31 protein-coding genes and 2 pseudogenes are annotated in these 24,754 nt (G+C 47.2%); 11 read left to right on the forward strand and 22 right to left on the reverse strand.

From position 1 onward, the window contains the following. Together H6F52_RS18475 and recR are read left to right on the forward strand one after the other, a co-directional pair. Positions 1-240: pseudogene (locus tag H6F52_RS18475) on the forward strand (photosystem II q(b) protein); the annotation flags it as partial. Positions 241-381: 141 nt separating this feature from the next. Then, positions 382-993 (forward strand): recombination mediator RecR, encoded by a 612-nt coding sequence (gene recR / locus H6F52_RS18480; RefSeq protein WP_190411240.1) that lies wholly within the window; start codon positions 382-384, stop codon positions 991-993. Positions 994-1,177: 184 nt separating this feature from the next. On the opposite strand, the gene H6F52_RS18485 is transcribed toward recR, so the two are convergent. The 3 genes and pseudogenes from H6F52_RS18485 to H6F52_RS18490 form a co-directional block, all read right to left on the reverse strand. After that, complete coding sequence (locus H6F52_RS18485; protein WP_347276231.1) at positions 1,178-1,750, reverse strand: response regulator; 573 nt, start codon at positions 1,748-1,750, stop codon at positions 1,178-1,180. 138 nt (positions 1,751-1,888) lie between these two features. Further along, positions 1,889-2,227: pseudogene (locus tag H6F52_RS25840) on the reverse strand (response regulator); the annotation flags it as partial. A gap of 146 nt (positions 2,228-2,373) precedes the next feature. Beyond that, positions 2,374-2,991, reverse strand: a complete 618-nt coding sequence (locus tag H6F52_RS18490; protein WP_190411228.1) for a response regulator — start codon at positions 2,989-2,991, stop codon at positions 2,374-2,376. A 789-nt stretch (positions 2,992-3,780) separates the two neighbouring features. Between H6F52_RS18490 and lipA the strand changes: the two genes are divergently transcribed. Together lipA and H6F52_RS18500 are read left to right on the forward strand one after the other, a co-directional pair. Beyond that, a complete protein-coding gene (gene lipA, locus H6F52_RS18495; protein ID WP_190536358.1) occupies positions 3,781-4,713 on the forward strand; it encodes a lipoyl synthase in 933 nt (310 codons plus the stop codon). A gap of 183 nt (positions 4,714-4,896) precedes the next feature. Next, positions 4,897-5,040 (forward strand): photosystem I protein PsaX, encoded by a 144-nt coding sequence (locus H6F52_RS18500; protein WP_190411226.1) that lies wholly within the window; start codon positions 4,897-4,899, stop codon positions 5,038-5,040. A 121-nt stretch (positions 5,041-5,161) separates the two neighbouring features. Here H6F52_RS18500 and H6F52_RS18505 read toward each other — a convergent pair whose 3' ends face one another. Further along, positions 5,162-6,028, reverse strand: a complete 867-nt coding sequence (locus H6F52_RS18505) for a branched-chain amino acid ABC transporter permease (RefSeq protein WP_190536359.1) — start codon at positions 6,026-6,028, stop codon at positions 5,162-5,164. Positions 6,029-6,096: 68 nt separating this feature from the next. Between H6F52_RS18505 and H6F52_RS18510 the strand changes: the two genes are divergently transcribed. Together H6F52_RS18510 and H6F52_RS18515 are read left to right on the forward strand one after the other, a co-directional pair. Then, positions 6,097-6,291 (forward strand): heavy-metal-associated domain-containing protein, encoded by a 195-nt coding sequence (locus H6F52_RS18510; RefSeq protein ID WP_190411224.1) that lies wholly within the window; start codon positions 6,097-6,099, stop codon positions 6,289-6,291. A 35-nt stretch (positions 6,292-6,326) separates the two neighbouring features. Next, positions 6,327-6,776, forward strand: coding sequence for a hypothetical protein (locus tag H6F52_RS18515; protein ID WP_190411223.1), 450 nt, complete (start codon positions 6,327-6,329; stop codon positions 6,774-6,776). Positions 6,777-6,874: 98 nt separating this feature from the next. Here H6F52_RS18515 and H6F52_RS18520 read toward each other — a convergent pair whose 3' ends face one another. Then, on the reverse strand, positions 6,875-7,525 hold the full coding sequence (locus H6F52_RS18520; protein WP_190536360.1) for a hypothetical protein: 651 nt from the start codon (positions 7,523-7,525) through the stop codon (positions 6,875-6,877). Positions 7,526-7,699: 174 nt separating this feature from the next. Between H6F52_RS18520 and H6F52_RS18525 the strand changes: the two genes are divergently transcribed. From H6F52_RS18525 to H6F52_RS18535, 3 genes are read left to right on the forward strand one after another with little or no spacing between them, the layout of a single operon-like run. After that, complete coding sequence (locus H6F52_RS18525; protein ID WP_190536361.1) at positions 7,700-9,952, forward strand: heavy metal translocating P-type ATPase; 2,253 nt, start codon at positions 7,700-7,702, stop codon at positions 9,950-9,952. Positions 9,953-9,973: 21 nt separating this feature from the next. Continuing rightward, a complete protein-coding gene (locus H6F52_RS18530) occupies positions 9,974-10,510 on the forward strand; it encodes a cupredoxin domain-containing protein (protein ID WP_190536362.1) in 537 nt (178 codons plus the stop codon). A gap of 4 nt (positions 10,511-10,514) precedes the next feature. Then, complete coding sequence (locus tag H6F52_RS18535) at positions 10,515-11,447, forward strand: hypothetical protein (RefSeq protein ID WP_190536363.1); 933 nt, start codon at positions 10,515-10,517, stop codon at positions 11,445-11,447. A 227-nt stretch (positions 11,448-11,674) separates the two neighbouring features. Here the strand turns inward: H6F52_RS18535 and H6F52_RS18540 are convergent, their stop codons facing one another. Continuing rightward, complete coding sequence (locus tag H6F52_RS18540) at positions 11,675-12,565, reverse strand: sugar ABC transporter permease (protein ID WP_190536364.1); 891 nt, start codon at positions 12,563-12,565, stop codon at positions 11,675-11,677. Between the two features lie 97 nt (positions 12,566-12,662). On the opposite strand from H6F52_RS18540, the gene H6F52_RS26195 reads away from it, so the two are divergent. Beyond that, positions 12,663-13,424 carry a type IV pilin-like G/H family protein gene (locus H6F52_RS26195; RefSeq protein WP_190536365.1) on the forward strand — a complete coding sequence of 254 codons (762 nt, stop codon included), beginning with the start codon at positions 12,663-12,665 and terminating at the stop codon, positions 13,422-13,424. Between the two features lie 73 nt (positions 13,425-13,497). On the opposite strand, the gene H6F52_RS18550 is transcribed toward H6F52_RS26195, so the two are convergent. Then, a complete protein-coding gene (locus H6F52_RS18550) occupies positions 13,498-13,965 on the reverse strand; it encodes a hypothetical protein (protein WP_190536366.1) in 468 nt (155 codons plus the stop codon). Between H6F52_RS18550 and purN the strand changes: the two genes are divergently transcribed. Beyond that, positions 13,964-14,632, forward strand: a complete 669-nt coding sequence (purN, locus tag H6F52_RS18555; RefSeq protein WP_190536367.1) for a phosphoribosylglycinamide formyltransferase — start codon at positions 13,964-13,966, stop codon at positions 14,630-14,632. The genes H6F52_RS18550 and purN overlap by 2 nt on opposite strands. A 121-nt stretch (positions 14,633-14,753) precedes the next feature. Here purN and H6F52_RS18560 read toward each other — a convergent pair whose 3' ends face one another. The 15 genes from H6F52_RS18560 to H6F52_RS18630 all read right to left on the reverse strand — a co-directional run bounded on the left by H6F52_RS18560 (position 14,754) and on the right by H6F52_RS18630 (position 24,489). Then, entirely contained in the window at positions 14,754-15,341 is a 588-nt protein-coding gene (locus tag H6F52_RS18560) for a CPBP family glutamic-type intramembrane protease (RefSeq protein WP_190536368.1), read from the reverse strand. A gap of 46 nt (positions 15,342-15,387) precedes the next feature. Continuing rightward, entirely contained in the window at positions 15,388-16,452 is a 1,065-nt protein-coding gene (locus tag H6F52_RS18565; RefSeq protein ID WP_190524491.1) for a DUF3326 domain-containing protein, read from the reverse strand. Continuing rightward, positions 16,449-16,637 carry a hypothetical protein gene (locus H6F52_RS18570; RefSeq protein ID WP_190411212.1) on the reverse strand — a complete coding sequence of 63 codons (189 nt, stop codon included), beginning with the start codon at positions 16,635-16,637 and terminating at the stop codon, positions 16,449-16,451. Before H6F52_RS18570 ends, H6F52_RS18565 begins: the two co-directional genes overlap by 4 nt. 117 nt (positions 16,638-16,754) lie before the next feature. After that, on the reverse strand, positions 16,755-17,078 hold the full coding sequence (locus H6F52_RS18575) for a 2Fe-2S iron-sulfur cluster-binding protein (RefSeq protein WP_190411211.1): 324 nt from the start codon (positions 17,076-17,078) through the stop codon (positions 16,755-16,757). Positions 17,079-17,241: 163 nt separating this feature from the next. Further along, positions 17,242-17,478, reverse strand: a complete 237-nt coding sequence (locus H6F52_RS18580) for a hypothetical protein (RefSeq protein WP_190411210.1) — start codon at positions 17,476-17,478, stop codon at positions 17,242-17,244. 54 nt (positions 17,479-17,532) lie between these two features. Beyond that, the gene (locus tag H6F52_RS18585; protein WP_190411209.1) at positions 17,533-17,703 is read right to left on the reverse strand and encodes a ssl1498 family light-harvesting-like protein; all 171 of its coding nucleotides are present in this window, start codon (positions 17,701-17,703) and stop codon (positions 17,533-17,535) included. A gap of 47 nt (positions 17,704-17,750) precedes the next feature. Then, positions 17,751-17,921 (reverse strand): ssl1498 family light-harvesting-like protein, encoded by a 171-nt coding sequence (locus H6F52_RS18590; protein WP_190411208.1) that lies wholly within the window; start codon positions 17,919-17,921, stop codon positions 17,751-17,753. Between the two features lie 211 nt (positions 17,922-18,132). Then, a complete protein-coding gene (locus H6F52_RS18595) occupies positions 18,133-19,083 on the reverse strand; it encodes a F0F1 ATP synthase subunit gamma (protein ID WP_190411207.1) in 951 nt (316 codons plus the stop codon). A gap of 112 nt (positions 19,084-19,195) precedes the next feature. Further along, complete coding sequence (gene atpA / locus H6F52_RS18600) at positions 19,196-20,713, reverse strand: F0F1 ATP synthase subunit alpha (protein ID WP_190426132.1); 1,518 nt, start codon at positions 20,711-20,713, stop codon at positions 19,196-19,198. Positions 20,714-20,932: 219 nt separating this feature from the next. Further along, positions 20,933-21,490, reverse strand: a complete 558-nt coding sequence (gene atpH / locus H6F52_RS18605) for an ATP synthase F1 subunit delta (RefSeq protein ID WP_190411205.1) — start codon at positions 21,488-21,490, stop codon at positions 20,933-20,935. Next, the gene (locus tag H6F52_RS18610; RefSeq protein WP_190411204.1) at positions 21,490-22,059 is read right to left on the reverse strand and encodes a F0F1 ATP synthase subunit B; all 570 of its coding nucleotides are present in this window, start codon (positions 22,057-22,059) and stop codon (positions 21,490-21,492) included. The genes atpH and H6F52_RS18610 overlap by 1 nt, the downstream gene beginning before the upstream one ends. A gap of 97 nt (positions 22,060-22,156) precedes the next feature. Next, positions 22,157-22,591 carry a F0F1 ATP synthase subunit B' gene (locus tag H6F52_RS18615; protein WP_190411203.1) on the reverse strand — a complete coding sequence of 145 codons (435 nt, stop codon included), beginning with the start codon at positions 22,589-22,591 and terminating at the stop codon, positions 22,157-22,159. Positions 22,592-22,765: 174 nt separating this feature from the next. Further along, the gene (gene atpE / locus H6F52_RS18620; RefSeq protein ID WP_015112744.1) at positions 22,766-23,011 is read right to left on the reverse strand and encodes an ATP synthase F0 subunit C; all 246 of its coding nucleotides are present in this window, start codon (positions 23,009-23,011) and stop codon (positions 22,766-22,768) included. Between the two features lie 219 nt (positions 23,012-23,230). After that, positions 23,231-23,992, reverse strand: a complete 762-nt coding sequence (gene atpB, locus H6F52_RS18625) for a F0F1 ATP synthase subunit A (RefSeq protein WP_190411202.1) — start codon at positions 23,990-23,992, stop codon at positions 23,231-23,233. A gap of 53 nt (positions 23,993-24,045) precedes the next feature. Further along, a complete protein-coding gene (locus tag H6F52_RS18630) occupies positions 24,046-24,489 on the reverse strand; it encodes an ATP synthase subunit I (RefSeq protein WP_190411201.1) in 444 nt (147 codons plus the stop codon). Between the last annotated feature and the right edge of the window lie 265 nt (positions 24,490-24,754).

The raw sequence follows: 24,754 nt of genomic DNA on the forward strand, positions 1-24,754 counted from the left end.
GGCATCTGGTTCACCTCTTTGGGAATCAGCACGATGGCATTCAACCTGAATGGTTTCAACTTCAACCAGTCAGTGATTGACAGCCAAGGTCGGGTGATCAACACTTGGGCAGATGTCATCAACCGCGCCAACCTGGGTATGGAAGTAATGCACGAGCGCAACGCTCACAACTTCCCCCTCGACTTGGCAGCCGGTGAGTCTACTCCAGTGGCTCTGATGGCTCCCAGCATCAATGGTTAATCGCTAGAGACAAGATATATCGCGTCTCTACATCAAAAGCGCCTCCCGCAAGGGGGCGCTTTTTTATTGGGAACCACAGATAGAGCCAGATTGTATCAATCCAATCTATCGGGGGTTTAGGATAAATATGGAAGCATACAGATTGGAGATAGGACAACGGTTTACACACGTCCCTTAGCTCGTCTCATCGAGCAACTGCAACGGTTGCCAGGAGTTGGCCCGAAAACTGCACAACGTCTGGCACTGCATATTATTAAGCGATCGCCCGAAGAAGTAGAAACACTGGCTCAAGCTTTAGTTGAGGCGAAAAAGCAAGTGGGTTTATGTCAGGTGTGCTTTCACCTCTCGGCTGAACCTGTCTGCGATATTTGCCGTAACTCTAACCGCGACAACAGCACGCTCTGTGTGGTGGAAGATTCCCGTGATGTGATTGCGCTGGAAAAAACTCGCGAATATAGCGGCAAGTATCACGTCTTGGGGGGCATCATTTCACCGATGGATGGAATTGGCCCCGACCAACTAAATATTCAACCGCTGGTGCGGCGAGTCAGCCAGCAAAAAATTAAAGAAGTGATTTTGGCAATTAGTCCTAGTGTGGAGGGTGAGACAACCACCCTGTACGTCGGTCAATTACTAAAGCCGTTTACCAAGGTGACGCGGATTGCTTTTGGTTTACCGATGGGCGGTGATTTAGAGTATGCCGATGAGGTGACACTAGCACGAGCCTTAGAAGGGCGCAGAGAGTTGGATTAAGCGAGTAGAACCCTAGAATTGCTAGATCCCTCTTCTGTCAAACTGGGGTGAAAGCTTGATTTCTCGCGGGCTGTAATACCGTAAATTCATCGAATTCTCTCAAAATGACACAAGAGGGAGATTAGCAATGAGTCATTAGCAGCCAGTAGATAATCTGGGTATTCTAGTCACTTAAATAGGGCTTCTAACTCAACTTTTGCTTAACGAAAGCCATCATCTGAGCCAATTGTTTTTTCAGTGCCGGAATTTCAGCGACTTGTTCCTTCAATCCCTTAATTTCAGCCTGCATTGCCGCCATTTTTTCATTTAATGCCTTAATTTCAGCAGATGCATCTGTAGAGTCAGCAACGGCTGCGGTTGTCTGAGCAGAAGGTGTTCCAGCTTGTGGGCGTGGCAATTTGGCTTTAGCGATCGCCGACTGGATTGCCTGATTTAAGTGCTTCTCATTGAAGGGCTTCTCTAGAAATTCAAAATACTCAAACGGTTCTGAAAGTTTCTCCATCACTTCCGCTTTCCGCCCAGAGATGACCACTAAAGGAATCATCTGGAGTTCGGGCGAAGCTTGAAGTTGCCCAAAAACCTCCCAACCGCTCATGCGAGGCAGAATCCAATCCAAAATAATGACATTCGGATGCTCTTGACGGATGAGATTAAGTCCCTCTTCCCCATCTTTTGCTTCTAAAACTTGAAAGTTGCCCGGAGGCAACATTTCTGGCAATGAAGCCCGAATTACTTTAGCATCATCAACAATTAGGATTTTTTGAGTTGCTCCCGCTTTCTGAACGTCGGGAGCCGTTGGGGTTCCTTTAGCGGCTGGTGCTGTTTGGGCACCAGCCGCAGCCGCTTGCCGACGAGGCAGTTTCGCCTTAGCCATTGCTGATTTCATCGCCTGAATCAGCGTCTTCTGCTCCAACGGCTTGGCAACAAATTCAAAATACTCAAACGGTTCTGGAATTTTGTGTGTAACTTCTTCTTTACGTCCTGATGTCACCACTAAAGGAATCTTTTGGAGTTCCGGAGAGACTTGAATTTGTTGAAAGACTTCCCAACTACTAGGCTGAGATGACAGGAAATCCAGCACGATTAAATTGGGGCGTTCTTTTCGGATTAAATTCAGTCCTTCTTGAGAGTCTTTTGCTTCGAGAACTTCAAAGTTACTCTGGGGCAATAGCTTGCGGACTAGACTCCGACTGGTGCTGCTGTCATCGATAACCAGGATCTTGTTACTTGGCATAACTAACTCCTAGGAGTGGTGACTGAGGACATTCCATGAAACAAGGAACTCAACCGTAAGAACGCCCCGATTACGAGTCAGATGAGCTGGAAGATTGAATGGGGACAGGATCTAAATGCTGAGGTGTATTCTATAAATGCTAGCGATTACTTCAGCTTTTGTTTAATGAATGTCACAATTTGAGCTAGCTGTTTTTTCAAGCCATCAACCTCACTAGGTATCGCTGCCATTGGAGCCACCTGTTTCTTCAAGGCGTCAATCTCAGCTTGCATCTTGGCAATCTTGGCATTTAACTGCTGAATGTCTGCTGACGCAACCCCTGAATCTGGTGGGACTGTATCCTTAGCGACGGCTGGCTGCGGTGCTGATGGTACTACCACCGGGCGGTTTCTTGCTTTTGCCATTGCTGTCTTGATAGCGGCAATCAGTTGCTTCTGGTCAAAGGGCTTGGGTATGAATTCAAAATATTCAAAAGGTTCTGAGATTTTCTCTGTCACCTCTTCTTTCCGACCAGACATTAAAACGAGAGGAATTGACTGAAGTTCGGGCTTACTTTGAATCTGCTGAAACACCTCCCACCCGCTCATTTTGGGCAAGAGAAAATCTAACATAATCAAGTTCGGGTGTGACTGGTAGATCAGATTCATGCCTTCCAGACCGTCTTTTGCTTCTAAAATTTCAAAGTTACCCGGTGGTAACATATCTCGTACTGTATTTCTGATCACTCGACTGTCATCAATCACCAGAATTTTGTGACCTGCCACGACTGACTCCTTAGGGGTAATTTAAAGAAAAACTAAAGTTGATTTGAGCCGACTGCTGCCTTGCCGCTAATTTCAGCAAGATGAGCGGCTAGCAGAAAACTGCCTCGCGTTCATACCAATCAGGATAATTTGGAATGTGTAGTACAAGTGTGTCTGCGCTACAGAACTATGATTTCTATACCCGATTACGGTAAACCAACGCTAGCGCCGTAATGGGGATTCTCATGAGTGCGTGGTATACAGCAACACAATGGCTTGCCTGATATCCTCACTCTTCGATCGTCTTGACATACAAAAACATAAAGCCAAAAAGCTAGCAGCGTGCCTAATTCTAGATTAATCCGGTCTGACCTGAAAGGGAAAAAAACTAAGGCAGAAGCAGAATCAGAGTTAGAGTCGAATGATTTAAGATTTGTATCATAGGACTCACGCATTGCCCGACAACGTAGGGGCTTTTTTGGGTTGTGCCTGTACTGGCTATCCTGTACTGGCTATATAGACAAAGGCGCAGGAAAGCAGGCGAGATAGTGGTTCTCACTCGATCCGAACCTCACCCCCAGCGCCTCAACCTTCACGGAGAGGGGAGAATATTGAACCAAATCCGCGAACAGAGAGGGGAAATATTAAACTCAAATCCGTGAACAGAGAGGGGCTGAGGTGGGGTTAAACCGTACTGCATCCAATAGAGAGTTGCTATGGAAATTGTTGTAAGCTCTTGAGTTTAGGAGTTTGGCTGCGTAAGTTCTGTATTATACGGATGCTCATTGAGCTGGTAGCCCAGAAAAAAACATGAATTTGCCTATCGAAACGAATGCTCGACAAATTCAGCCTGATGTACAAGCGTGGAGGTCAGAAATTGAGGCGCTACCGCCTTGGTTGCGACGCTCCATCGGGAAAGCTAGCGACATTTCGACGGTGCAGCGAATTATTAAGCAGCGGCAAATTCACACGATTTGCGAAGAGGGGCGCTGTCCGAACCGGGGAGAGTGTTATACCCAAAAGACAGCAACGTTTCTGCTGATGGGGCAAACTTGCACCCGTGCCTGTGCTTTTTGTCAAGTGGAGAAAGGGCACGCACCGATGCCATTAGATCCGGAAGAACCGCAAAAGGTGGCTCAGGCGGTGCAGTTGCTTTCTTTGCACTACGTGGTGCTGACTTCGGTGGCGAGAGATGATTTGCCGGATGGGGGGGCGAGTTGGTTTGCGGCGACGATGGCAGCGATAAGACAGATGAACTCGGAAACGCTGATTGAGGTGTTGACGCCAGATTTTTGGGGGGGTAAGGATGCGGTGGAGAAACAGCGGCAACGAGTCGCAACGGTGGTTGCAGCGTCACCCGTTTGTTATAACCACAATATTGAGACGGTGGAGCGTCTGCAAGGACGGGTGCGACGGGGGGCACAGTATGAACGATCGCTTGATGTTCTCCGGATTGTGAAAGAACTTGACTCCACGATTGCCACGAAATCCGGCTTGATGCTGGGACACGGAGAAACTGAAGCCGAAGTGATTGAGGCGATGACCGATTTGCGGAATGCTGGATGCGATCGCATTACCCTCGGTCAGTATATGCGCCCTTCCCTAGAACATCTACCAGTCCAAAAATACTGGACGCCAGAAGAATTTGAGCATCTGGGAGCGATCGCGCGGAAAATGGGCTTTGCTCACGTCCGTTCCGGTCCCCTCGTCCGCAGTTCCTACCACGCGGGAGAGAGTGTTTAAAGTCAAGAAACCACGGGAGGAAAAAAGAATTTTTCTATTGATCGTGCATCGGAAAAGCGCCTATCAAGGTCTACGCTGCTTTCAGGAAGACTGCGGTAAATGAAAATATTTCTATCGAGCCGTGCTAATTGTGACAGCTCTTTGGTATTTCTTGATAAAGTCCAAAATTAGGAGCAAATGCTTATGACTGCACAAGCCAAGAAACCAAAAGGTTCTCTTACCCAAACGAGTAAGCCTCCCTATCCTTTCCGCACTATCGTTTCGCTGATCCTCTTAGCTGGTAACTTCCTGGTTGCAGCGATTTATTTCCACATCATCAACCCGTAATCCATCTCTAAGAAAACTGAATCTACAGTTTTGAGGTTAGGGCGAATGACAACGATGAAGGCGGAAGGGAGAAGGATGGATAGCCTGTTGATTCATCCTTCATCCTTCATCCTTCATCCTTTTAAAGGGTGCCCTTGAACAAGCCTTGGGGACGGACAAGCAGAATTAAGACCATGATCAAGAGGGCAACACCCTGCTTGTATTCAGACCCCAGGAAGGGGACGCTGACTTCTTGGGCGATACCAATGACCAACGCACCCGCGATCGCGCCGTAAGGGTTGCCAATCCCGCCGAGAATCACCGACGCAAACATCGGCAAAATCAAAAACCAGCCCATGTTGGGGCGTATGCCCGTAATTAGCCCGTACATGGCTCCTCCCAGAGACGTAAAAACGCCGGTAATTAGCCAAGTCCAAATCACTACGCGCTCAACGTTAATGCCGGAGACGCGGGCCAGATCGATATCATCCGCAACTGCTCTCATTGCCTTCCCGATTTTGGTGTTCTGCAACAGGAAGTGCAGCGCCAACATTGCCAGGATGGCTAAAACCATGACAACGATCCGGTAATAAGCTACGTTGACTCCGAAGATGTTGAGGGCGGAGGCAATTCGCAAATTGTAGCGCTGGTTGCCTCCTCCCCAAATGAAAATGATGCCATTGCGGAGAAACAAGGCAAGTCCAATCGAGATGATGATCAGGGTGGTAGGGGAGGCACGGCGTGCCCGCATTGGTTTCCAGAGCAGCTGTTCGCTCAGTAGCATCGCCGCCACCGTTCCCCCCGCGCCTAGAATCATTGACAGCCAAATATTTATCCCACTGATATTCGCTAACCAGGTAAGATACGCGCCCAAGGTCATAAAATCGCCATGAGCAAAGTTGGAAAGGCGCAAAATTCCATAAGTCAGCGTTAGACCAATCGCCGCTAGCGCAATGATGCAACCCACGGCGATGCCATTCACAATTAATTGAGCAGTTTGGATGTCCATTTACTTGACTCTCCAGTTAACTGGAGATTTCATAATAGCGATTGAAACAATAATCCTGAATTTACACTATGACACTACAACTGAAAGTTCCCAGCATGGCTTGTTCTGCCTGTGTAGACACGATTTCTAAGGCAGTTGCCACTCTTGACCCCACCGCGAAGGTAGAGGCTGATACCAAAACCAAGCTCGTAAGTGTGGAAACACAACAGCCAGCAGACAAAGTCAGGGAAGCGATCGCGAACGCTGGATATCCTGTCGCCTAGCGATAAGATTATCGCAAAGGTTAGGGGAAATTTGGATGCAGCAGTGGAGCAGAAAATTAACACTCGTCTTCGCCGCTGGCGCTTTGGGAGGACTGGCAAATAGTCTTGCTGTTTGGCTGTTTGGAGTTCTGGGCATCACTGCTGCCTTGGGGGTGAAAATTGCGCCAGCTTTGACCCCAGATTGGCTGTATCCTCGCATCGTTTGGGGCGGTTTATGGGGATTTCTCTTTGTCTTGCCTTTTCTGCGTTACCCCTCTTGGTTGCGAGGGATTGTCTTGCGAGGAATTGTCTATAGTCTTGCGCCGACACTGGCGCAATTACTGATTGTATTTTCGGTGAAAGCGAATCAAGGGCTGCTAGGGTTGAAATTGGGAGTTTTAACTCCACTGTTTGTATTATTTTTTAATGCAATTTGGGGCATCGCTGCGGCTTTTTGGCTTCAGTTTATCGAAGAAAAGCGAATTTCAACAAATAGCTACGAATAAGGCGATTTTCTTTGATTAGTTAGCCAGCCCTTCAAATCCCAAACTTCGAGAGAGAAGTCGGGTATCTCGCCTTCACAAACCATTTAAGAGTGCGATATTCAGCCGTATACAAAATCCGCTTCGGCGCGACAACCCTTACAAATTCCGTAAGCAGTGTCATCAGTACCTTCTAGCCATTCAAACTCTGTGCCTTTGCAGAAGGCACAGTACGCAGTGCTAGGTAAATTGCCAATGATACACTTCCATTTTGGTTCATTAAATGTTAATTCCTGCTCTAGTGAAGTTGCGGAATTAACAGGTAAACGCCATATTTTTTCTAATAAATCATTTACCCTAGCCGCTACGTCATTGATGTCTTGGATATTTAAGTAGCCACATCGGACAGCGCGACTTATCAAGACATCGGTTTTCTCCTCAATATGAACTAAGGTGTTGTTAGGAGCGATCGCTCTACATTCCCAGCCAGCAGAGATAGGGACTTCTTTTTGGTATGCCAAAATTAAGCGATCGAAAACGTTGAGTTGATTTTCAGTAACAAAAGCAACCCAGCGCTCGCCCCCAATTCGTTTGAAAGCTTTACCGAGATGAGCTTTTAACAAAGTATCGAATCCTAAAATATCTTTATCTACTTCTTCGTGACCTAAGTAAAGGTTGCGCCGCTTCGTATCAGCCAAATCAAAAATTGCTAGATAACCAGGTAACAATGGCTCTATGCAAAGCTTTAATTCTGCAATTAGCTGGTCGCGCATGAGTGCCTTCTTCTAAACAGATGGGGGTGGTGGGGTAGCGAGAAGCGGAATTATCGATGCATACGTGATCGCGCTTTTCAGAACCAATATGGCACACAAGATTTTTTCTCTAACCCCCTTGACTCTCCAGTTAACTAGAGAGATTAACCTAAAATCATCGAGTTAGAGAAAGTTATGGAAACACATTCTCTGAAGTTACAAGGAATGAGTTGTGCGGCTTGCGCTGGTGCGATAGAAAAAGCGATTCGCAATGTTCCAGGCGTCAGCGAGTGTAACGTTAACTTCGGCATGGAACAGGCGACTGTTAAGTACGAGCCTCAGCAAACGAGTTTAGAGGAAATTCAGCAGGCTGTCACCGACGCCGGATATACAGCCGCGCCAGTTCGAGAATTCGGAAGCAAAGAAGATGATACCGAAGCAGCCACCCGCCGTCAGGAACGGCAAGATTTGGCGCGGAAAGTGGTATTCGGCGCAGCGATTAGTATTGTGCTGGTGGTGGGGTCAATTCCGGCAATGACTGGATTGCACCTCCCCTTAATTCCGGCATGGTTGCATAATTCTTGGGTGCAGCTAGTGTTGACAACGCCAGTTTTATTTTGGTGCGGTCGATCCTTTTTTACAGGTGCGTGGAAAGCTTTGAAGCGTCACGCGGCTGATATGAATACGCTGATTGCGCTGGGTACAGGTGCGGCGTATTTCTACTCGCTGTTTGTGACTGTATTTCCAGGATTTTTGGAGGGAATTACAGATGTCTATTACGAAACAGCGGCGGTTGTCATTACTTTAATTCTGCTAGGACGGTTTTTAGAAACTCGCGCCAAGGGGCAAACGTCGGAGGCGATTCGCAAATTGATGGGTTTGCAAGCGAAAACGGCGCGTTTAATCCGCAATGGACAGGAAATCGATGTTCCGGTTGAAGCTGTCCAAGTTGGCGATGTGGTTTTAGTGCGTCCTGGCGAACAAATCCCCGTGGATGGGGAAGTGGTAGAAGGTACGTCTAGTGTCGATGAAGCGATGGTGACGGGTGAAAGCTTGCCTGTGAAGAAACAGGCGGGGAATGAAGTGATTGGGGCGACGATTAATAAAACTGGCAGTTTTCAGTTTCGGGCGACGAGAGTTGGACGAGATACCGTTTTGGCTCAAATTGTCCGACTAGTGCAACAAGCGCAAGGTGCCAAAGCCCCCATTCAGCGATTGGCGGATCAAGTAACCGGGTGGTTTGTGCCAGTGGTGATTGCGATCGCGATCGCTACTTTTATTATCTGGTTCGACGTGATGGGCAATCTCACAATGGCCCTGATGACAATGGTGGGAGTGTTAATTATTGCTTGTCCCTGTGCTTTGGGTTTAGCAACGCCGACTTCTGTGATGGTGGGAACCGGAAAAGGTGCAGAAAATGGCATCTTAATTAAAGGTGCTGACAGTCTGGAAGTGGCGCATAAAATTCAAACGATTGTGTTGGATAAAACGGGGACTCTAACTCAGGGAAAACCCACCGTTACCGACTACATCACGATGGTAGGAACTGTCCACAGCAATGAGATAAAGCTATTAAAGTTAGCGGCAGCAGTTGAACGCAATTCAGAACATCCTTTGGCTGAAGCGGTTGTAAGGTATGCCCAATCTCAGGAAGTGCAGTTTCCATTGCCGGAAGCGAAAAATTTTGAAGCGATCGCGGGTAGTGGCGTTCAAGGAATTGTATCCGACCGACTGGTGCAAATCGGTACTCAGCGTTGGATGGATGAATTAGGGATTGAAACGCTACCTTTGCAAGGACAAAAAGTTGCTTGGGAATCTGCCGGAAAAACTGCCGTTTGGATTGCGGTAGATGGCGAAATGCAGGGATTAATTGGCATTGCCGATGCCCTCAAACCCTCTTCAGCAGGCGTTGTGCGATCGCTACGCCGCATGGGTTTAGAAGTGGTGATGCTAACCGGGGATAATCGCAAAACAGCAGATGCGATCGCGCAAGAAGTTGGCATCACGCGAGTGTTTGCGGAAGTCCGTCCCGACCAAAAAGCCGCTAAAGTCCAGGAACTGCAAGCCGAAGGTAAAGTGGTGGCAATGGTAGGTGATGGCATCAATGACGCCCCAGCACTGGCACAAGCAGACGTGGGAATCGCGATTGGCACTGGAACCGATGTCGCGATCGCTGCTAGCGACATCACTCTCATTTCTGGCGACTTGCAAGGTATTGTTACTGCGATTCAATTAAGTCGCGCCACGATGCAGAATATTCGCCAAAATCTCTTCTTTGCTTTTATTTACAACGTCGCTGGAATTCCAATCGCTGCTGGTATTTTATTCCCGATTTTTGGTTGGTTACTGAACCCAATGATTGCGGGGGCAGCGATGGCATTCAGTTCGGCTTCTGTTGTCAGTAACGCTTTGCGCTTGCGGAATTTTCAGCCGCGAGTAAATTTCTAACTACATAGAAAAGGAGGAAATATGGTAACTCAAAAAAATTTGTTGAGTAATTTTCTAGGTTTGTGGATTTTGCTCTCGGTTTTCTCAGGAACACCCGCAAAAGCCGCTTCAGCCGAGGCACCAATGCCCACAAACCAATTTCGTCAAATTAAGCAACCTTTTGAGCTAAAACTGGGTCTTACTTTAGGCGGGTTGGCTTTAATTGGGTTAGAACTTTGGTGGTTTCTGGTGAGTAAAACTCAAGCTCAACAAGCGACAGCAAATCAAGGAATTCAGGAACTGACTATCCAAGTAGATGGCGGTTACGATCCAAATCGAGTCATCGTGAAAGCAGGGCAACCTGTGCGGCTCAATTTTTTCAGAAAAGACCCCAGTATTTGTCTGGAAAAAATCATTTTACCGGATTTTCACATTGCTAAAGATTTGGATTTGAATCGGATGACACCTGTGGAATTCACACCAAAAACCCCAGGCGAATATCCCTTTACCTGTGGAATGAATATGGCTAGAGGTGTCTTGGAAGTAAAAGCAGCCGGAACGGCAAATCAAGAGGAGTAAAATAATGAAAAATAAGTCAATGCTTTTGGGTTTGGTTGGTTTAGTGGCAGGAAGCGCGATCGCTACAGGCGCAGTCACTCATACGATGAAAATGAAGGATGGAACGATGCAAGCGACCTCGACAAACACTAGGAATGACTCCCATAAGGGGCATCACACGGCTGGAACCGACCCTCATGAGGGACATCATATGGGGCACGGATCGAAGCACGAATCGGCGCACGAATCGATGCCTGAAACTGAGGCAGCGCAGGCGAAGCTGACGATTCAAGGAACGATTACCCCAAACAAACCCGTTTCTTTAGCGATTGATATTCAAGACAAATCCGGGAAAGCGATCGCTAAGTTTGACACTTTTCAAGAAAAACTGATGCACTTGATTGTTGTCAGTGACGATCTCCAGTTTTTCAGCCATCTTCATCCCACATACAAGCAGAATGGGCGTTTTGAAGTCGAGGCAAGTTTTCCTCAACCGGGTAATTACACTCTTTTGAATGACTACAAACCAGCCGGTCAAAAGGAACAAGTCTCGGCAGTAAAAACACAGATTCCTGGTAAAATTTTATCTGCGCCAGCAATCGATCTAAATCGGTTTAAAACTTTCGGAAATACAAAAGCGAATCTTGTATTTTCTGAGTCAACCCTCAAAGCAGGTAAAGATGTTACCTTAACGTTTGATCTGCGAGACGCTTCTAACACTCAACCCGTCAAAGACTTGCAACCGTACTTAGGAGAAAAAGGTCATTTAGTCATTCTCCGACAGTCACCAAGCTTAACAGCCGCAGATTACATTCACGCCCATGCCATGAAAGATACTCCTGAAGGTCAGGTTCTTTTCCATACCAAATTTCCCGAACCAGGAAAATATAAACTCTGGGGTCAGTTTAACCGCAACGGTAAGATTGTTACCGCTGATTTTTGGGTAGAAGTTCTCTAACACAATGAATTCAACCCCTTGAGCATACCTATAGCAATCCTAATTTCACTCGCAACACCATTCTTTCTCTCTTCTTCTCTTCTCTCTGCGCCCTCTGCGTCCTCTGCGGTTCGTTAAAAACAACAAAGATAAATTTCACATTGGATTGCTATAGCCTTGCTCAACAAACTTAGACAAACTTACCTCATCGGAAATGGCTAACTTGATGTAGACAATAAACACAATTCCTAAGCTTCTTCTCCCCAAGTTTTTAGCTGAAAATACACTAACACCAGCGTTACTGCTAACAGCACAGTTGCCGCCGCTGCGGCATAACCAAAATCAAATTGGGCAAACGCTTGGTCGTAGATGTAGTAAACCAGCAAATTAGTCGAGTTTAATGGCCCACCGCCGGTGATGACGTAAACTTGCTCGAAACTCCGCAGGGTAAAAATAGCCGTCGTGACAGTGGCAAAGATGAGAGTTGGACGCAATCCTGGCAGGGTAATGTACCAAAATTGCTGCCAGGAATTGGCACCATCTAGTTCTGCCGCTTCATACCGGCTGGGAGGAATTGCCTGCAATCCTGCCAAAAACACGACCATATTGAAACCCAATTGCTTCCAAATGCTTAACAAAATCAGCACTGGCATCGCCCAAAACGTGCTACCCAGCCAGGAAATCGGTTCAATTCCGATAGCATTTAGAAATGCGTTAACTGGCCCTTCGGTTTGAAACAACCAGCGAAACCCCAAACCAGCTGCCACAAGACTAACGATTGAGGGGATAAAATAGGCAGTTCGCAGGATTCCTCGCAGGGCAAAGGCACGATTTAATAGCACTGCTAAACCCAAAGGAATTACCAAACTGGGAATCACCGTGGCAATGGTGAAATAAGCGGTGTTACCGAGAACTTGCCAAAAGTCAGGACTCAGCATGAGACGCCAGTAGTTTCTCAATCCCACTAAGCGCACACCCGCAGAGGTAAAGCTACCCGTGGTAAAACTGAGGTAAAACAAATAAGCGATAGGCCATAGGAGAAAAAGCCCTAATAGAATTAAGGCAGGGGTCAGAAAAATCCAGGCAGCGATCGCATCATTATCTAACAGATGCCTCCGAGAAAAGTGCGTATTTTTCATTGAGCGATTGGCTTACCGTTGAATGTTAGCGTCGTAGCGTTATTCTACCTGGCGGCACTGGTAAGATCCTGTTAATCTCCTGTTAGCAACTGATAACGTGAACATAACCGTATTCAAGCAACGCAGCCAACACCCTGGTTTCCGAATGCTTAGCGGATTGCTTGGGTTACTCGCTATCTATGGATGTAATTCAACCAATACACCTTCAGATTCTTCTTCTCCCAGCGCTGCTAATGCCAATTTAGGGACAGATCGATGGGTAGGACAATGGCAAGTCAACAATCCATCATCCAGTCAGGCGGTAAAATTTGTATTGACGCCAGAGGGTAAATTATTCCTCCTCCCGCCGGAAACATCTTCTGAGCCTCCGGTTGCTTATGAAATCCCGGTTCAAAAGCTTTCTGACTCATCCACTTTACCTCCCAATACTAAAATAGTTGATATTCAGGAAGCCTTTAACAATCAAGCAACCAAGGCAAAACAATCTGAAGGGAAAATGTACATTGGGGCGATGAATCGTTCCCAACAAGCTTATTACTTGGAAAATAATAAATTTAGTACAACAATCGAGCAGCTAGGGATTGGGATTAAGCCAGAGACAGAGAGTTATAATTACCAAATTGTGCCTCAAGGTAATGGCACTCAAAGGGTGATGCACACTGCCAAAGCCAAGCGCCCCGAACTTAATAGCTACACGGGTGCTGTATTTGTTGTCACAAATAATGGTGAAAATATTACAAGAACAGTAATTTGCGAAACAGATAAACCCTCATCCACGCCACCTGCAATGCCAACGCCTCCTAAGGATATATCTGGGGAAATCCAGTGTCCGGCTGGTTCCCATTCGGTAGGACGCTGAAGAGTTTATGAAAACGAATCCAACATTGGCTAAATCTATTCATAGCTAGGTCGATTTCTCCCTGAATCCTTATTTATGGGTTCTCCTTTTTAAGAAGGTATTTGAAATTTCCCCAAAATTCTGTAAGAGACCTTGAAAGAATGTTTATAAAATCGTATTCTTCAAGAAAAGATGTTGTCACTTGGATTCTTCTTCCATCTCCAGCAAAAGAGAAACCCGCATCGAAATTTATAGTAAACTTTAAATAGTTGCCAGATTGGCTAATTATGAAAATTGCCGGTTGACTCATAGAATTGAGTTCCGCTATCTCCCTTATGCCAGATACAATGCCTTGTACATCCGTTATAAATTTATCAAAATCTTCAAATTTAAACCAGATGCGATCGCTGTAATTATATTGAAGTTTAATTGTTGAAGAAATTTTACAGTCAATTTTTGCTGCAAATGAGGGTAAGTAATTAAGCTCTGTTTCTATAGGATATATTTTGATGTAAAAATTATTAGATTCAATTAATAATTCATTGTCTATTTCTAGCTCCATGACTTTCAATCCCTCAACATCTGATTCTAGCCCTAATTATATCCCCAGCCTAATTTCTCCAACGGTTCCTCCCAATCTTTTGAGCGATCGCTCTCCTTTAAAATTAGGTGTGATGGCGTCGGGAAATGGCAGTAATTTCGAGGCAGTTGCAGAAGCGATCGCGCAACAGCAACTTAATGCCGAAATAAAAGTTCTGATCTACAATAATCCCGGTGCAAAAGCCGCTACCCGCGCCGAAGGCTGGGGTGTACCCACTGTTTTGCTGAATCACCGAGACTTTAACAGCCGCGAAGCGTTAGATCAAACAATTGTGGAAACCTTGCAGCAGTATGAAGTGGAATGGGTAATTATGGCAGGTTGGATGCGTGTCGTCACCCAGGTTTTAGTGGATGCCTACCCAGATCGAATGATTAACATTCACCCCAGTTTGTTACCGAGTTTCAAGGGGATTCGAGCAGTTGAACAAGCCTTGAATGCAGGGGTAAAAATAACTGGCTGTACCGTTCACCTGGTAAACATGGAAGTTGATGGCGGCAAAATTTTACTACAAGCAGCTGTCCCGATTCTTCCCGACGATACATTAGACACGCTACACGCCCGGATTCAAGTTCAGGAACACAAGATATTACCGCAAGCGATCGCTTTGGCAGCAGCGCGATCGCATTAACAAGATAAAAAATATATCGTAATTTTAAACGATTCGTTAAGGCGCGATTCCCGACTTCTTTAAGAAGCCGGGAATCTAAACCACTGACATTTCACAACGTTCTATTCCCGATTCTTAAAATTTATGCCTTTTTGGTATCCAGCTTCCAAAGGCAGCTGGAAATTAAATTCGTCGTAATGTGAGCCACAATTGGCACTAGCAAATTACCCGTCTCCAAGGCGCTATAACCGAGTAGCAATCCTACAGTGGTTGCCCACGCTGCATAAGGCCATTGTTGAGGGCCACTCAGATGTAGGATGCCAAAGCAAAAACTCGATCCTACTAGCCCAACCCAGTTTAATCCCACTGCTGGCAGCATTACACCTCGAAACAGTAATTCTTCGCTTAAACCGGGCAAGAGTCCTAACCAGATCAAATCAGGCCAAAATAAGGGTTTTAGCACTAATTCTAGGTAGTAGTCGGCGCTGCGCTGATAACCAGGCCATAGGCGATAGATGACGCTACTGGCACCCGTAATTCCTAGCCCAATTGCGACGCCCAAAAGTAATGCTTCTAGGGTCGGGCGCACGGGCATAACGGAAAACGCGCCGAAATGCAGGGACAGCTTGGCGATGACGAGCAATACAACCGCTGTCACCCCCATCGCAATTAAAATTTGGGTGCGCGTCAGGGATTCGATTTCCGGATCGGTAGGAAGCTGTTTTGCCACTTCGGAAAGATGAAGGATGAAGGGTAAAAGTAGAGGATTGTCCGCCTTACTGAATTCTGACTAGCGAAGACAGGGTTGGACTAATGGCACCTGGACTAATCCCAGCTCGATGGGCCACCAAGACACCGAGTGCTTCTAAATATGAGTTTACCCGCAATGCTTTAATTCCCACTTGTTCTGGAGGAACTTGCATTTGAGTTTTATTTTCTTCGACGGCAATAATCTGCGATCGCGTTTGGCTTAAACTCAGGATTGCACTGCCGCCACAAGCAGTTGCGGGTACGACGACGGCATCGACTCGATCTGCCCACACATCTCCAGGTAAGGTCGTACCACTGTGGGGTTTTCTAATAAACTGGGGGGCGCGACTCAGACCAACTAGAACGCAGGGTAAAAAAGTATAGCCCAATTCCTCGGCAGCTGAGCGGGGAGACAGGTGCGGATCGAGGGGCAGGGGTAACAAAGCTGGGGCGTGGGCACAGGGGATTTGAAAGGTTCGCACGATCAGGTGACTAATTACAGCTTCAGCACCGGCGAGGGGGTCAACTCCCTGCCCGTGTCGGTAACTTTCCAGCGCCTCGGTTTCGATGTCATCGGGGAAACGGGCAACGACTGCGATCGCTTCTGCCCTCGCCTTAGTAATCAGTACCTCTGCTGCCCGTAATAAACTATCAGGATTTCCAATCGTCCCCCAACTAGCTCCCGATGCCGCTGTCCGCAGTTCCACCCCTAGCGGGGCGTCTGTCACCACATAATCTGTGAGATTCAATCCCAGCGTGGCTCTCGTGGCATCCGCTGCCTGGAGATGCCGCAACCGCAGTTCGGGTTCAATTCCTTGGTCGAGGATTAAACCGACCCGGTTCTGATGCACGGGTCGCAGTCCCCAGCACCCAGCCGCAAATTTGTCAAGTCCGTAGCCTTCCACATAGAAAGCGTTGGGCAAATTCCAGTACAACTGGGCACCGTTGAGGACATTGGGGTGGGTAATCAGGATGTCAGAGATTTGCGCGATCGCTCTTGCCACTGGCAGCGCATCCCCCGCATATCCCCCAACTGCTGCCCCAACCCCAGTCGGGACAATTAAGACAACCGTGTAAGGACGCCGATTCACTGAGCTGAGTCGGATGCGACTGTGATGATTGCCTCAACGTGGGCTTTCTGCTGTTCGACATCTACAGAAGCGATCGCCCAGCGCAAGGGTTCTCCCCGTTTTTCCAATTCTGCCTCAATAGCAGAGTGTAACTGCACTGGCGATTCCTGAAGGTCAATTTCTGCGGTAATAAAGTGTGTCGTCATCTTAGTGGTTCTAGTACGGAATATTGAAATACCAGTTTGCCCTGTGCTGAATTAAGGCTAAATGACCGCAGGCTTTGTTTGAAAAGCCGCGAAATTACTTGTCGAGTCTGAGTAGCCCTACTTCTGGAACTGCCCGAATTGTAGCTCGTACAGTTCGTCTTCTTTCCCACTCTCAATTTTCAAATCGGATCGGGGATAAGCGACGCAGAGCAGTACATAGCCTTGTGCCTGAAGCTCTGGACTGACGCCCATGCCATCCCCCTGTTCTACCTTGCCTTCTAGAACCTTAGCCGCACAGGTAGTACAAACTCCCGCATTGCAAGAGCTGGGTAAGTCTAACCCAGCAGCAGAGGCAACCTGAAGGATCGTTTTATCCTCTGGCACTTCAAGGGTCTGAGTATTCCCTTGATCGTAAATTTCAACTTTATGTGTCTTGGACATGAGCAGCAATGGCTAGAGGGAATGCTTCCCTACGGAAACTAAACTTTCTCTATTGTTCCATGAATCAATTAGCTACTCACCCCGGTCAAACGACAATGCTGGAAATGAGAAACCCCAGCTTTGGAGGAGCTGGGGTTGAAGAAATTTTCACGTTGTCTTTGTCTTAAAACGAGTAGAAAGTAAAGGCTCCAACAATCACTGTGAAGACAACAGCACTCAAGATGTTGTTGAAGAGTCGCCCTACTTCAGGATTATCTCCCAGCGCCGCATCGTTACGACCAGCGGTAAAGAACAACGACCAAGCTTGATTAGCAGTGATGGGCGCAAAGTTGTTGAAATCAGTGTTAAAGACAGTCGGCGCAAACTGATAGCGGGCATCAAAGTCAAAGTCAGTCTTCATAACCGAACTCCTAAGTATTGGAAATAAGTGTCTGAAACTTCTCTTTCTTCAGGTTTAGCTGACACTCAATGCAGTCAGAACCAGCAGGGTGACAAACAAAGTAGCGATCGCGCCTTGAAAAGCGTAGCGACGCTGCTGCTCTGGTGAAGGGGACTCGGCAAAGTACACCGCAGGCTCAGCTGCATAGTTGTTGAGGATGCCTCTTTCGTCGGTGGTGTATTTCATGGTTGTTTGTCCTGGTTGGTTGTATTGCTCTGTAAATCTTGAATAACTTAGCTGACACCCAATGCAGTCAGAACTAGCAGGGTGACAAACAAAGTAGCGATCGCGCCTTGAAAAGCGTAGCGACGCTGTTGCTCTGGTGAGGGGGATTCGGCAAAGTACACCGCAGGCTCGGCTGCATAGTTGTTGAGGATGCCTCTTTCGTCGGTGGTGTATCTCATGGTTGTCTTTCCTTTGTTTCTCTATATTAACTATTGTAACAGTATGTAAATAAATTGCAATAATCTAGAAACTTTTTGTTATACGCTTTGCTTTGGGCAGTGATAGGTGCTGCTTAAGTGGGTCTATCCGTTCGATGATGCGAGTGCATACAACAAAAAAGCGTCTGAGATTACTCAGACGCTCTGTGTAAATTAAATTGAAAAGCTAAATCTAGCCTTGTAACGCTTCGGCACCGCCGACAACTTCCAGAATTTCCTGGGTGATTGCCGCCTGACGCGCTTTGTTGTACTTCAGGGTAAGAGAACCAATCAGCTCCTTAGCGTTGTCGCTGGCGTTGTTCATCGCCGTCATTCGTGCTGCTAGTTCACTCGCTGCCGACTCTTGCAAAGCCCGCAGTAACTGGTTATTCAGATACAACGGCAGGAGGGCGTCGAGAATCTGCACTGGATCTTGCTCGAAGATCATGTCCCGTGGGAATTCTCGAACTTGGGTAGAGACTTTCTCCCGCGTTACCTCAAAACCGCCACCGCGAGTTGTGAGGCGGAAGATTTCATCATCTCTTGCTTCTAGTCCTTGCGTTGTCAGCGGCAGCAAGGTTTGCACCACTGGGCGAGAGCTGATCAAGGAGACAAACTTGGTGTAAACCAATTCAATCCGGTCTACATTCTCTGACAAGAACAAGGAAAGCAGTTCGTCAGCGATTCTGGATGCTTCTGCTGCTGTAGGAATTTGCTCTAAGCCAGTATAAGTAGCGTCAATCGGCTGGTCGCGACGCTGGAAGTATTGGATAGCTTTGCGCCCTACCAGCACAAATTTATAGTCCCGACCTTCAGCTTGTAGTTCCTTGGCGCGGTTTTCAGCGCGACGGATGACGTTGGTGTTGTAGGCACCGCAGAGACCGCGATCGCCTGTAATGACCAAAATTCCTACAGACCGAACTTCCCGGTTTCTCAACAGAGGCAGGTTAGCTTCTTCAAACCGCAGACGGTTTTGCAGACCGTAGAGAACCTGAGCGAGGCGGTCGGCAAAGGGGCGAGTGGCAGTCACCTGTTGTTGGGCGCGGCGCACTTTGGCGGCGGCAACTAGGCGCATTGCCTCAGTGATTTTTTTGGTGTTTTTGACCGACTGAATGCGATCGCGAATAAATTTTAGATTTGCCATAGTTTTGTCCGGTGTCAGTTGTCCTTTGCGAGTGGCTAATTACGAATAGCTAATTGCGAAGCGCTACTTTTTACAATTAGCTATTCGCGCTTAGCTATTCGCTTTGGACAAGTTACGCCATCGCCATGAAGGTCTTCTTCGCTTCACCGATCGCTTCCTTGAGAATGCCTTCCGCATCTTCCGTCAGCTGCTTCTCTTTGCGGAGGATTTCCATGTACTTCGGCTTGCTGGTTTTCAGGTACTCCCGCAGCGATCGCGCAAAAGGAGCCACCTTCTCTACAGGAATATCATCCAAATAGCCATTCAAACCTGCATACACAACTGCCACTTGCTCAGCCACTGATAGCGGCGAGTATTGCGGCTGCTTCAGAAGTTCCCGCAAGCGCTGACCCCGCGCCAACTGGTCTTGGGTTGCCTTATCCAAATCCGAGGCAAACTGAGCAAAAGCTTGCAGGTCGTCAAACTGAGCCAACTCCAGCTTTAGCTTACCAGCCACCTTCTTCATAGCCTTGGTTTGAGCCGCCGAACCCACCCGCGACACGGAAATACCAGGGTTCACTGCGGGACGCAAGCCAGAGTTGAATAGGTCGGAGGTCAAGAAAATCTGACCATCGGTAATCGAAATCACGTTGGTGGGAATGTAAGCGGAAACGTCCCCAGCTTGGGTTTCGATAATTGGCAGCGCGGTCATGCTGCCTTCACCCAGTTCTGTACTCAGCTTTGCCGCACGCTCCAGCAAACGGGAGTGGAGATAGAACACATCCCCAGGATAAGCTTCCCGTCCGGGCGGACGACGCAGCAGCAGGGACATCTGGCGATAAGCTTGGGCTTGCTTGGAGAGGTCATCATAGATGATCAGCGTCGCCTTGCCCTTGTACATGAAGTATTCTGCCAAGCTAGCGCCCGTGTAGGGAGCCAGATATTGCAGGGTTGCTGGGTCGTTGGCGTTTGCTGCTACCACAATGGTGTAGTCCATTGCGCCTCGTTCCTGAAGCACGTTCACCACTTGGGCGACGGTAGAAGCTTTTTGACCGATAGCGACGTAGACGCAAATCACGTCTTCTTCTTTCTGGTTGAGGATGGTGTCAACCGCGATCGAAGTTTTTCCGGTTTGTCTGTCACCAATGATTAGCTCCCGCTGACCCCGACCAATCGGAATCATCGCGTCAATAGCGGTAATGCCGGTTTGCATCGGTTCGTAAACCGAGCGCCGAGCAATAATTCCCGGTGCGCCTGATTCAATGAGGCGGGTTTCTGTGGTGTTAAGGTCTCCCTTTCCATCAATCGGACGAGCGAGAGCATCCACAACACGACCAATCAAGGCTTCGCCCACTGGCACCTGAGCAATCTTGCCGGTGGCGCTCACAGAGCTACCTTCCTGGATGTTGCGACCATCGCTCATTAGCACCACGCCCACGTTGTCTTCTTCTAAGTTCAGGGCGATGCCAACGCTACCGTCTTCAAATTCCACCAGTTCCCCGGACATAACCTTGTCTAGGCCATAAATCCGGGCAATCCCGTCACCTACTTGCAATACGGTACCCACGTTAGAAACACTAACGTCTCGGTCGTATTGTTCAATTTGCTGCCGAATAATGCTGCTAATTTCGTCAGGTCTGATGCTGATCATGGTTACTTGTTAAAGGAGGAAAGGGTTTGTGTTAAAGGTTGAAGGTTTTAAGAAGAATCCCTTCTCGAAGGGTAGCTTAAAGGTTGAAGCTCTCTATTTTGGCGGTGGTAGGTTGAACATTAGAAGTTAAGATTTGCAAATTTCACTTGCTTAACTTGCAAACATCTGAAAAGTTTCCACCGACAAACTGCTTACCTTTCCAACTCTCAACTTTCAACTTTAGGCGGCACTGTTCAGGCGTATGCCAATACGGCGCAGTTGTCCTCGCAAACTGGCATCCAATACCTGAGACCCCACTTTGATGATGACACCACCGATTAAATCTGGATCGAGTTTGGTATCGAGTTCTACTTGCTGGGCACCGCTAATCGCTTTTACTTTTTCACCGATGGCTTGCTGCTGAGACTCCGACAGTTCTACCGCTGAGATAACTTCTGCTAGAACAGTCTGATTCAGCTTCCGCAGAAGTGCCTGGAACTGTTTGCAAATTCCCTCTAGAAAGAGGATACGTCGCCTCTCTACCAGCAACATCAAAAAGTTGAGGATGTAGGGGTGAAGTCCATCGCCAGCAATTTGCTGCAATACCGCTTTTTTATTTTCAGCGCTTACAACTGGATTGCCCAGAAAATGCTGTAGATCCTCAGAACTTTCTAGGACTCCCAACAAAGATCGTACATCTTCGCCAAACCGCTCTGTCTGGTTCTGCGACTGAGCCAAGGACATTAATGCCTCTGCATACGGCTCTACGATTTCACCGCTAACCATACTACCTTTCATCAGCGACCTCCTACACTAGCGATGCTGCTGTCAATTAATTGTTGTTGAGCAGCATCATCCAATTGGCTTTTGAGTTGCGATTCAACGCGCTGCAACGCCATTGCAGAAACTTGCGCTCTGAGTTCAGCGATCGCTCGCTCCCTTTCAGTGTTCAAATCGGCAACAGCTGTTCTGTGCAAGCGCTCGACATCCATTGCTGCTTTCGCCAAAATGGCTTCTCTCGCTGCCTTCGCACTTTCTTCAGCATCTTTGCGGATTCGTTCTGCCTCCGCTTGAGCCTGAGTTAATTTCTGCTGGGCATCAGAGAGTGCAGCTGCTGCCTCTTTCTGGCGTTGCTCTGCTTCTCTAATCGCCGTTTCAATCCTTGCACGACGCTCGCTTAGGATATTTCCTAATAAGTTACGTCCAAAGTAAAACAGTACACCAATAAGAATTGCCAGGTTAATTAGATTGGCTTCAAAAATGTCCGGATTTAAACCGAAACCATGATGCCCCTCTGCCTCTGCTAATTCAGCGCCAGCTGAGTGAGCCACCTCGGCTAATAAGAAAAAAGTCCCCATGATACCCATCCCATTGAAGTATGAAGTTGGTCATTCGTCATCAGTCATTGGCTTTGGTCTAATGACTAATGACTAATGACTAATGACAGCTTTTCCTTCAAGCTCTCTATCTATTGACCAGCTGCTGTCCCAATATTTTTTCCAGAATTTGGCGACTCAGTTCGTCCACCTGGGTTTCTAGAGATTGCAAAGCTTCTTGCTTTTGCTGCCCAATCTCTATAGACGCCTGTTCTCGTTTTGCAACAGCTTCTTGCTGTGCCTCAGCTACTTGTTGAGCGCCTATTTTCTGGGCATCGGCTTGAGCATTTGCAATCAGCGCTTGAGACTGCCTGCGGGTATCCGCTAGCTGTTGCTCATATTGCTTTGCTAACTGCTCAGCTTTTGCCAAGCGTTCCCGCGCACCCATCTCATTCGATCTGATGTAATCGTCGCGCTCGTCTAGCACTTTAGTCAGTGGCTTATAGAAAACCACATTTAATACCGCTGCCAATAGCAGAAACTGCACTGCCATCAAGGGCAAGGTAGCGTCGAAATCAAACATTTCTTCCCTCTTTATGCTTGAACAGCAGTTTTAATGGCAAGCAAAATTATCTCACTTGTCATATTCTCTATACCCTCTAGGCAAGGGGTTCAACTTACATCAACAGGACTGGACACTAAAAACTTCGTTTGAGTAGAGACGTGGTTAACCACGTCTCTACTCAAACAAAAAATGTTAAGCGAAGGGGTTAGCAAACAACAGAACTAGGGCAATCACCAGACCATAAATGGTAAGGGATTCCATGAAAGCCAGGGTTAACAGCAAGGTGCCGCGAATTTTCCCTTCTGCTTCTGGCTGACGAGCAATACCTTCGACTGCTTGACCAGCAGCATTTCCTTGACCGATACCAGGGCCAATTGCAGCTAAACCAATTGCGAGAGCAGCAGCCAGAACTGAAGCAGCAGAAACCAATGGATCCATGATTATTTCCTTACCTTGAAGTACAGAACAAACAACAGAGAGTTTCGAGTAGAGACACGGCAATGCCGCGCCCTTACAAGTGTTGAGTTTTGAGCCAAGATTTTTAATCTTAAATCTCAAATCTCAAATTCTATCAACTGAGGGCATCCCGAATGCGATATGGAAAAGGAGGGATGATTTTATTCATCTTATATCCTTCTTCCTTACCTCTAAAAAAGGTCAATGCTCCTCATGCCCTTCATCACCATGCCCCTCCATCGCTTCATGAATGTATGCAGCTGCTAAGGTGGCAAACACTAAAGCTTGAATGGCACTGGTAAATAGCCCCAACGCCATAACTGGCAGAGGAATAAACAGGGGAACCAGTAGCACTAATACTGCTACTACCAGTTCATCCGCCAGAATGTTGCCAAATAAACGGAAGCTGAGGGAAAGGGGCTTTGTGAAATCTTCTAAAATGGCAATGGGTAATAGGATCGGTGTCGGCTCAATATACTTTTTAAAGTACCCTAAACCCCGCTTGCTAAAACCTGCGTAAAAATACGCTAAAGAAGTTAGCAATGCCAGTGCCACTGTGGTATTGATGTCATTAGTAGGAGCTGCTAGTTCTCCTTCTGGAAGGTGAATTAGCTTCCAGGGAACTAATGCGCCAGACCAGTTTGAGACAAAGATAAACAGAAACAGCGTGCCAATAAATGGCACCCACGGACGGTATTCTTTCTCGCCAAGCTGGTTTCTAGCCAGATCTCGAATGAATTCTAGAGCATATTCCATGAAGTTTTGGATACCTTTAGGAATTCTCTGAATATTCCGAGTTGCAGCTAACGAGGCAAGCAGAAGAATACCAATAACAACCCAGGAAGTTAGAAAAACTTGCCCGTGAATCTTAAGATTTCCCACTTGCCAATAAAGGTGATGACCAACTTCTAGTTTGGCGAGAGGGAATGAATTAAAGGCGGAAAGAATACTTAGCATTTCCATTCAATGAGGGTTCTCCAGGGATTAAAGAGTGGAGAATTCTAACACTGTCCAACCTATCGAGCGTCCGGGGGAAACAAAGTCCGAAGCATATAGACGATGAGGGAGGCTTTATAAGTCAGAAATCCCAAAAAAACGGGCAGAATCTGTAGCTTATTCACTTGGGTTGCGATTATAATCAACCCAATAAACAGAGCAAACCGAGTCTTACTCAGACGCTGTTTCTCTGCGCCAAGTCGCTCAACGTCTTTAGCCAACATCCTCAAGTAAACCACACATGTGCACGCCCCTATCAAGTAATTCAGGGCAATGTTGAGAGAGTAAAAAATCCAGACGGAGATAAAAATAATCCCGCTCAAAGCAAGTGTAGTCAGCAACAACTCTTGTTGAAGTTGGTAGTACTCTTGCATGGAGCCATCTGGTTCTGATACAGGCGAACCAGTTTGTGGTAACTCCTCGGTGGTCGGCGTGGTTGTTTGAGATTCGTTTGACAAGTTCACAACTGATGTGTTTCAGCTTGTGCTATTTGGTCTGACTACTACAGGTCAGAACCAAACATTTTGAATATACCATGCAGAGGTAACATTACTTAAAAAAGAATTAAGTCGATGTCAGCACATTAAAAGGTTCTCTCTGGTAGCGATCGCATTCATGCTCATGAGTTCTCATCCAAGAAGCATTTTTCGCATTCATGCTCATGGGTTCTCATTTAGGAAGCATTTTAGGCATCAGCGTGGGTATCGCCCCGCCCCTTGTTGTAGCAGC

It is taken from the genome of Coleofasciculus sp. FACHB-542, assembly GCF_014695825.1.
Taxonomy (GTDB): Bacteria; Cyanobacteriota; Cyanobacteriia; order Cyanobacteriales; family FACHB-T130; genus FACHB-T130.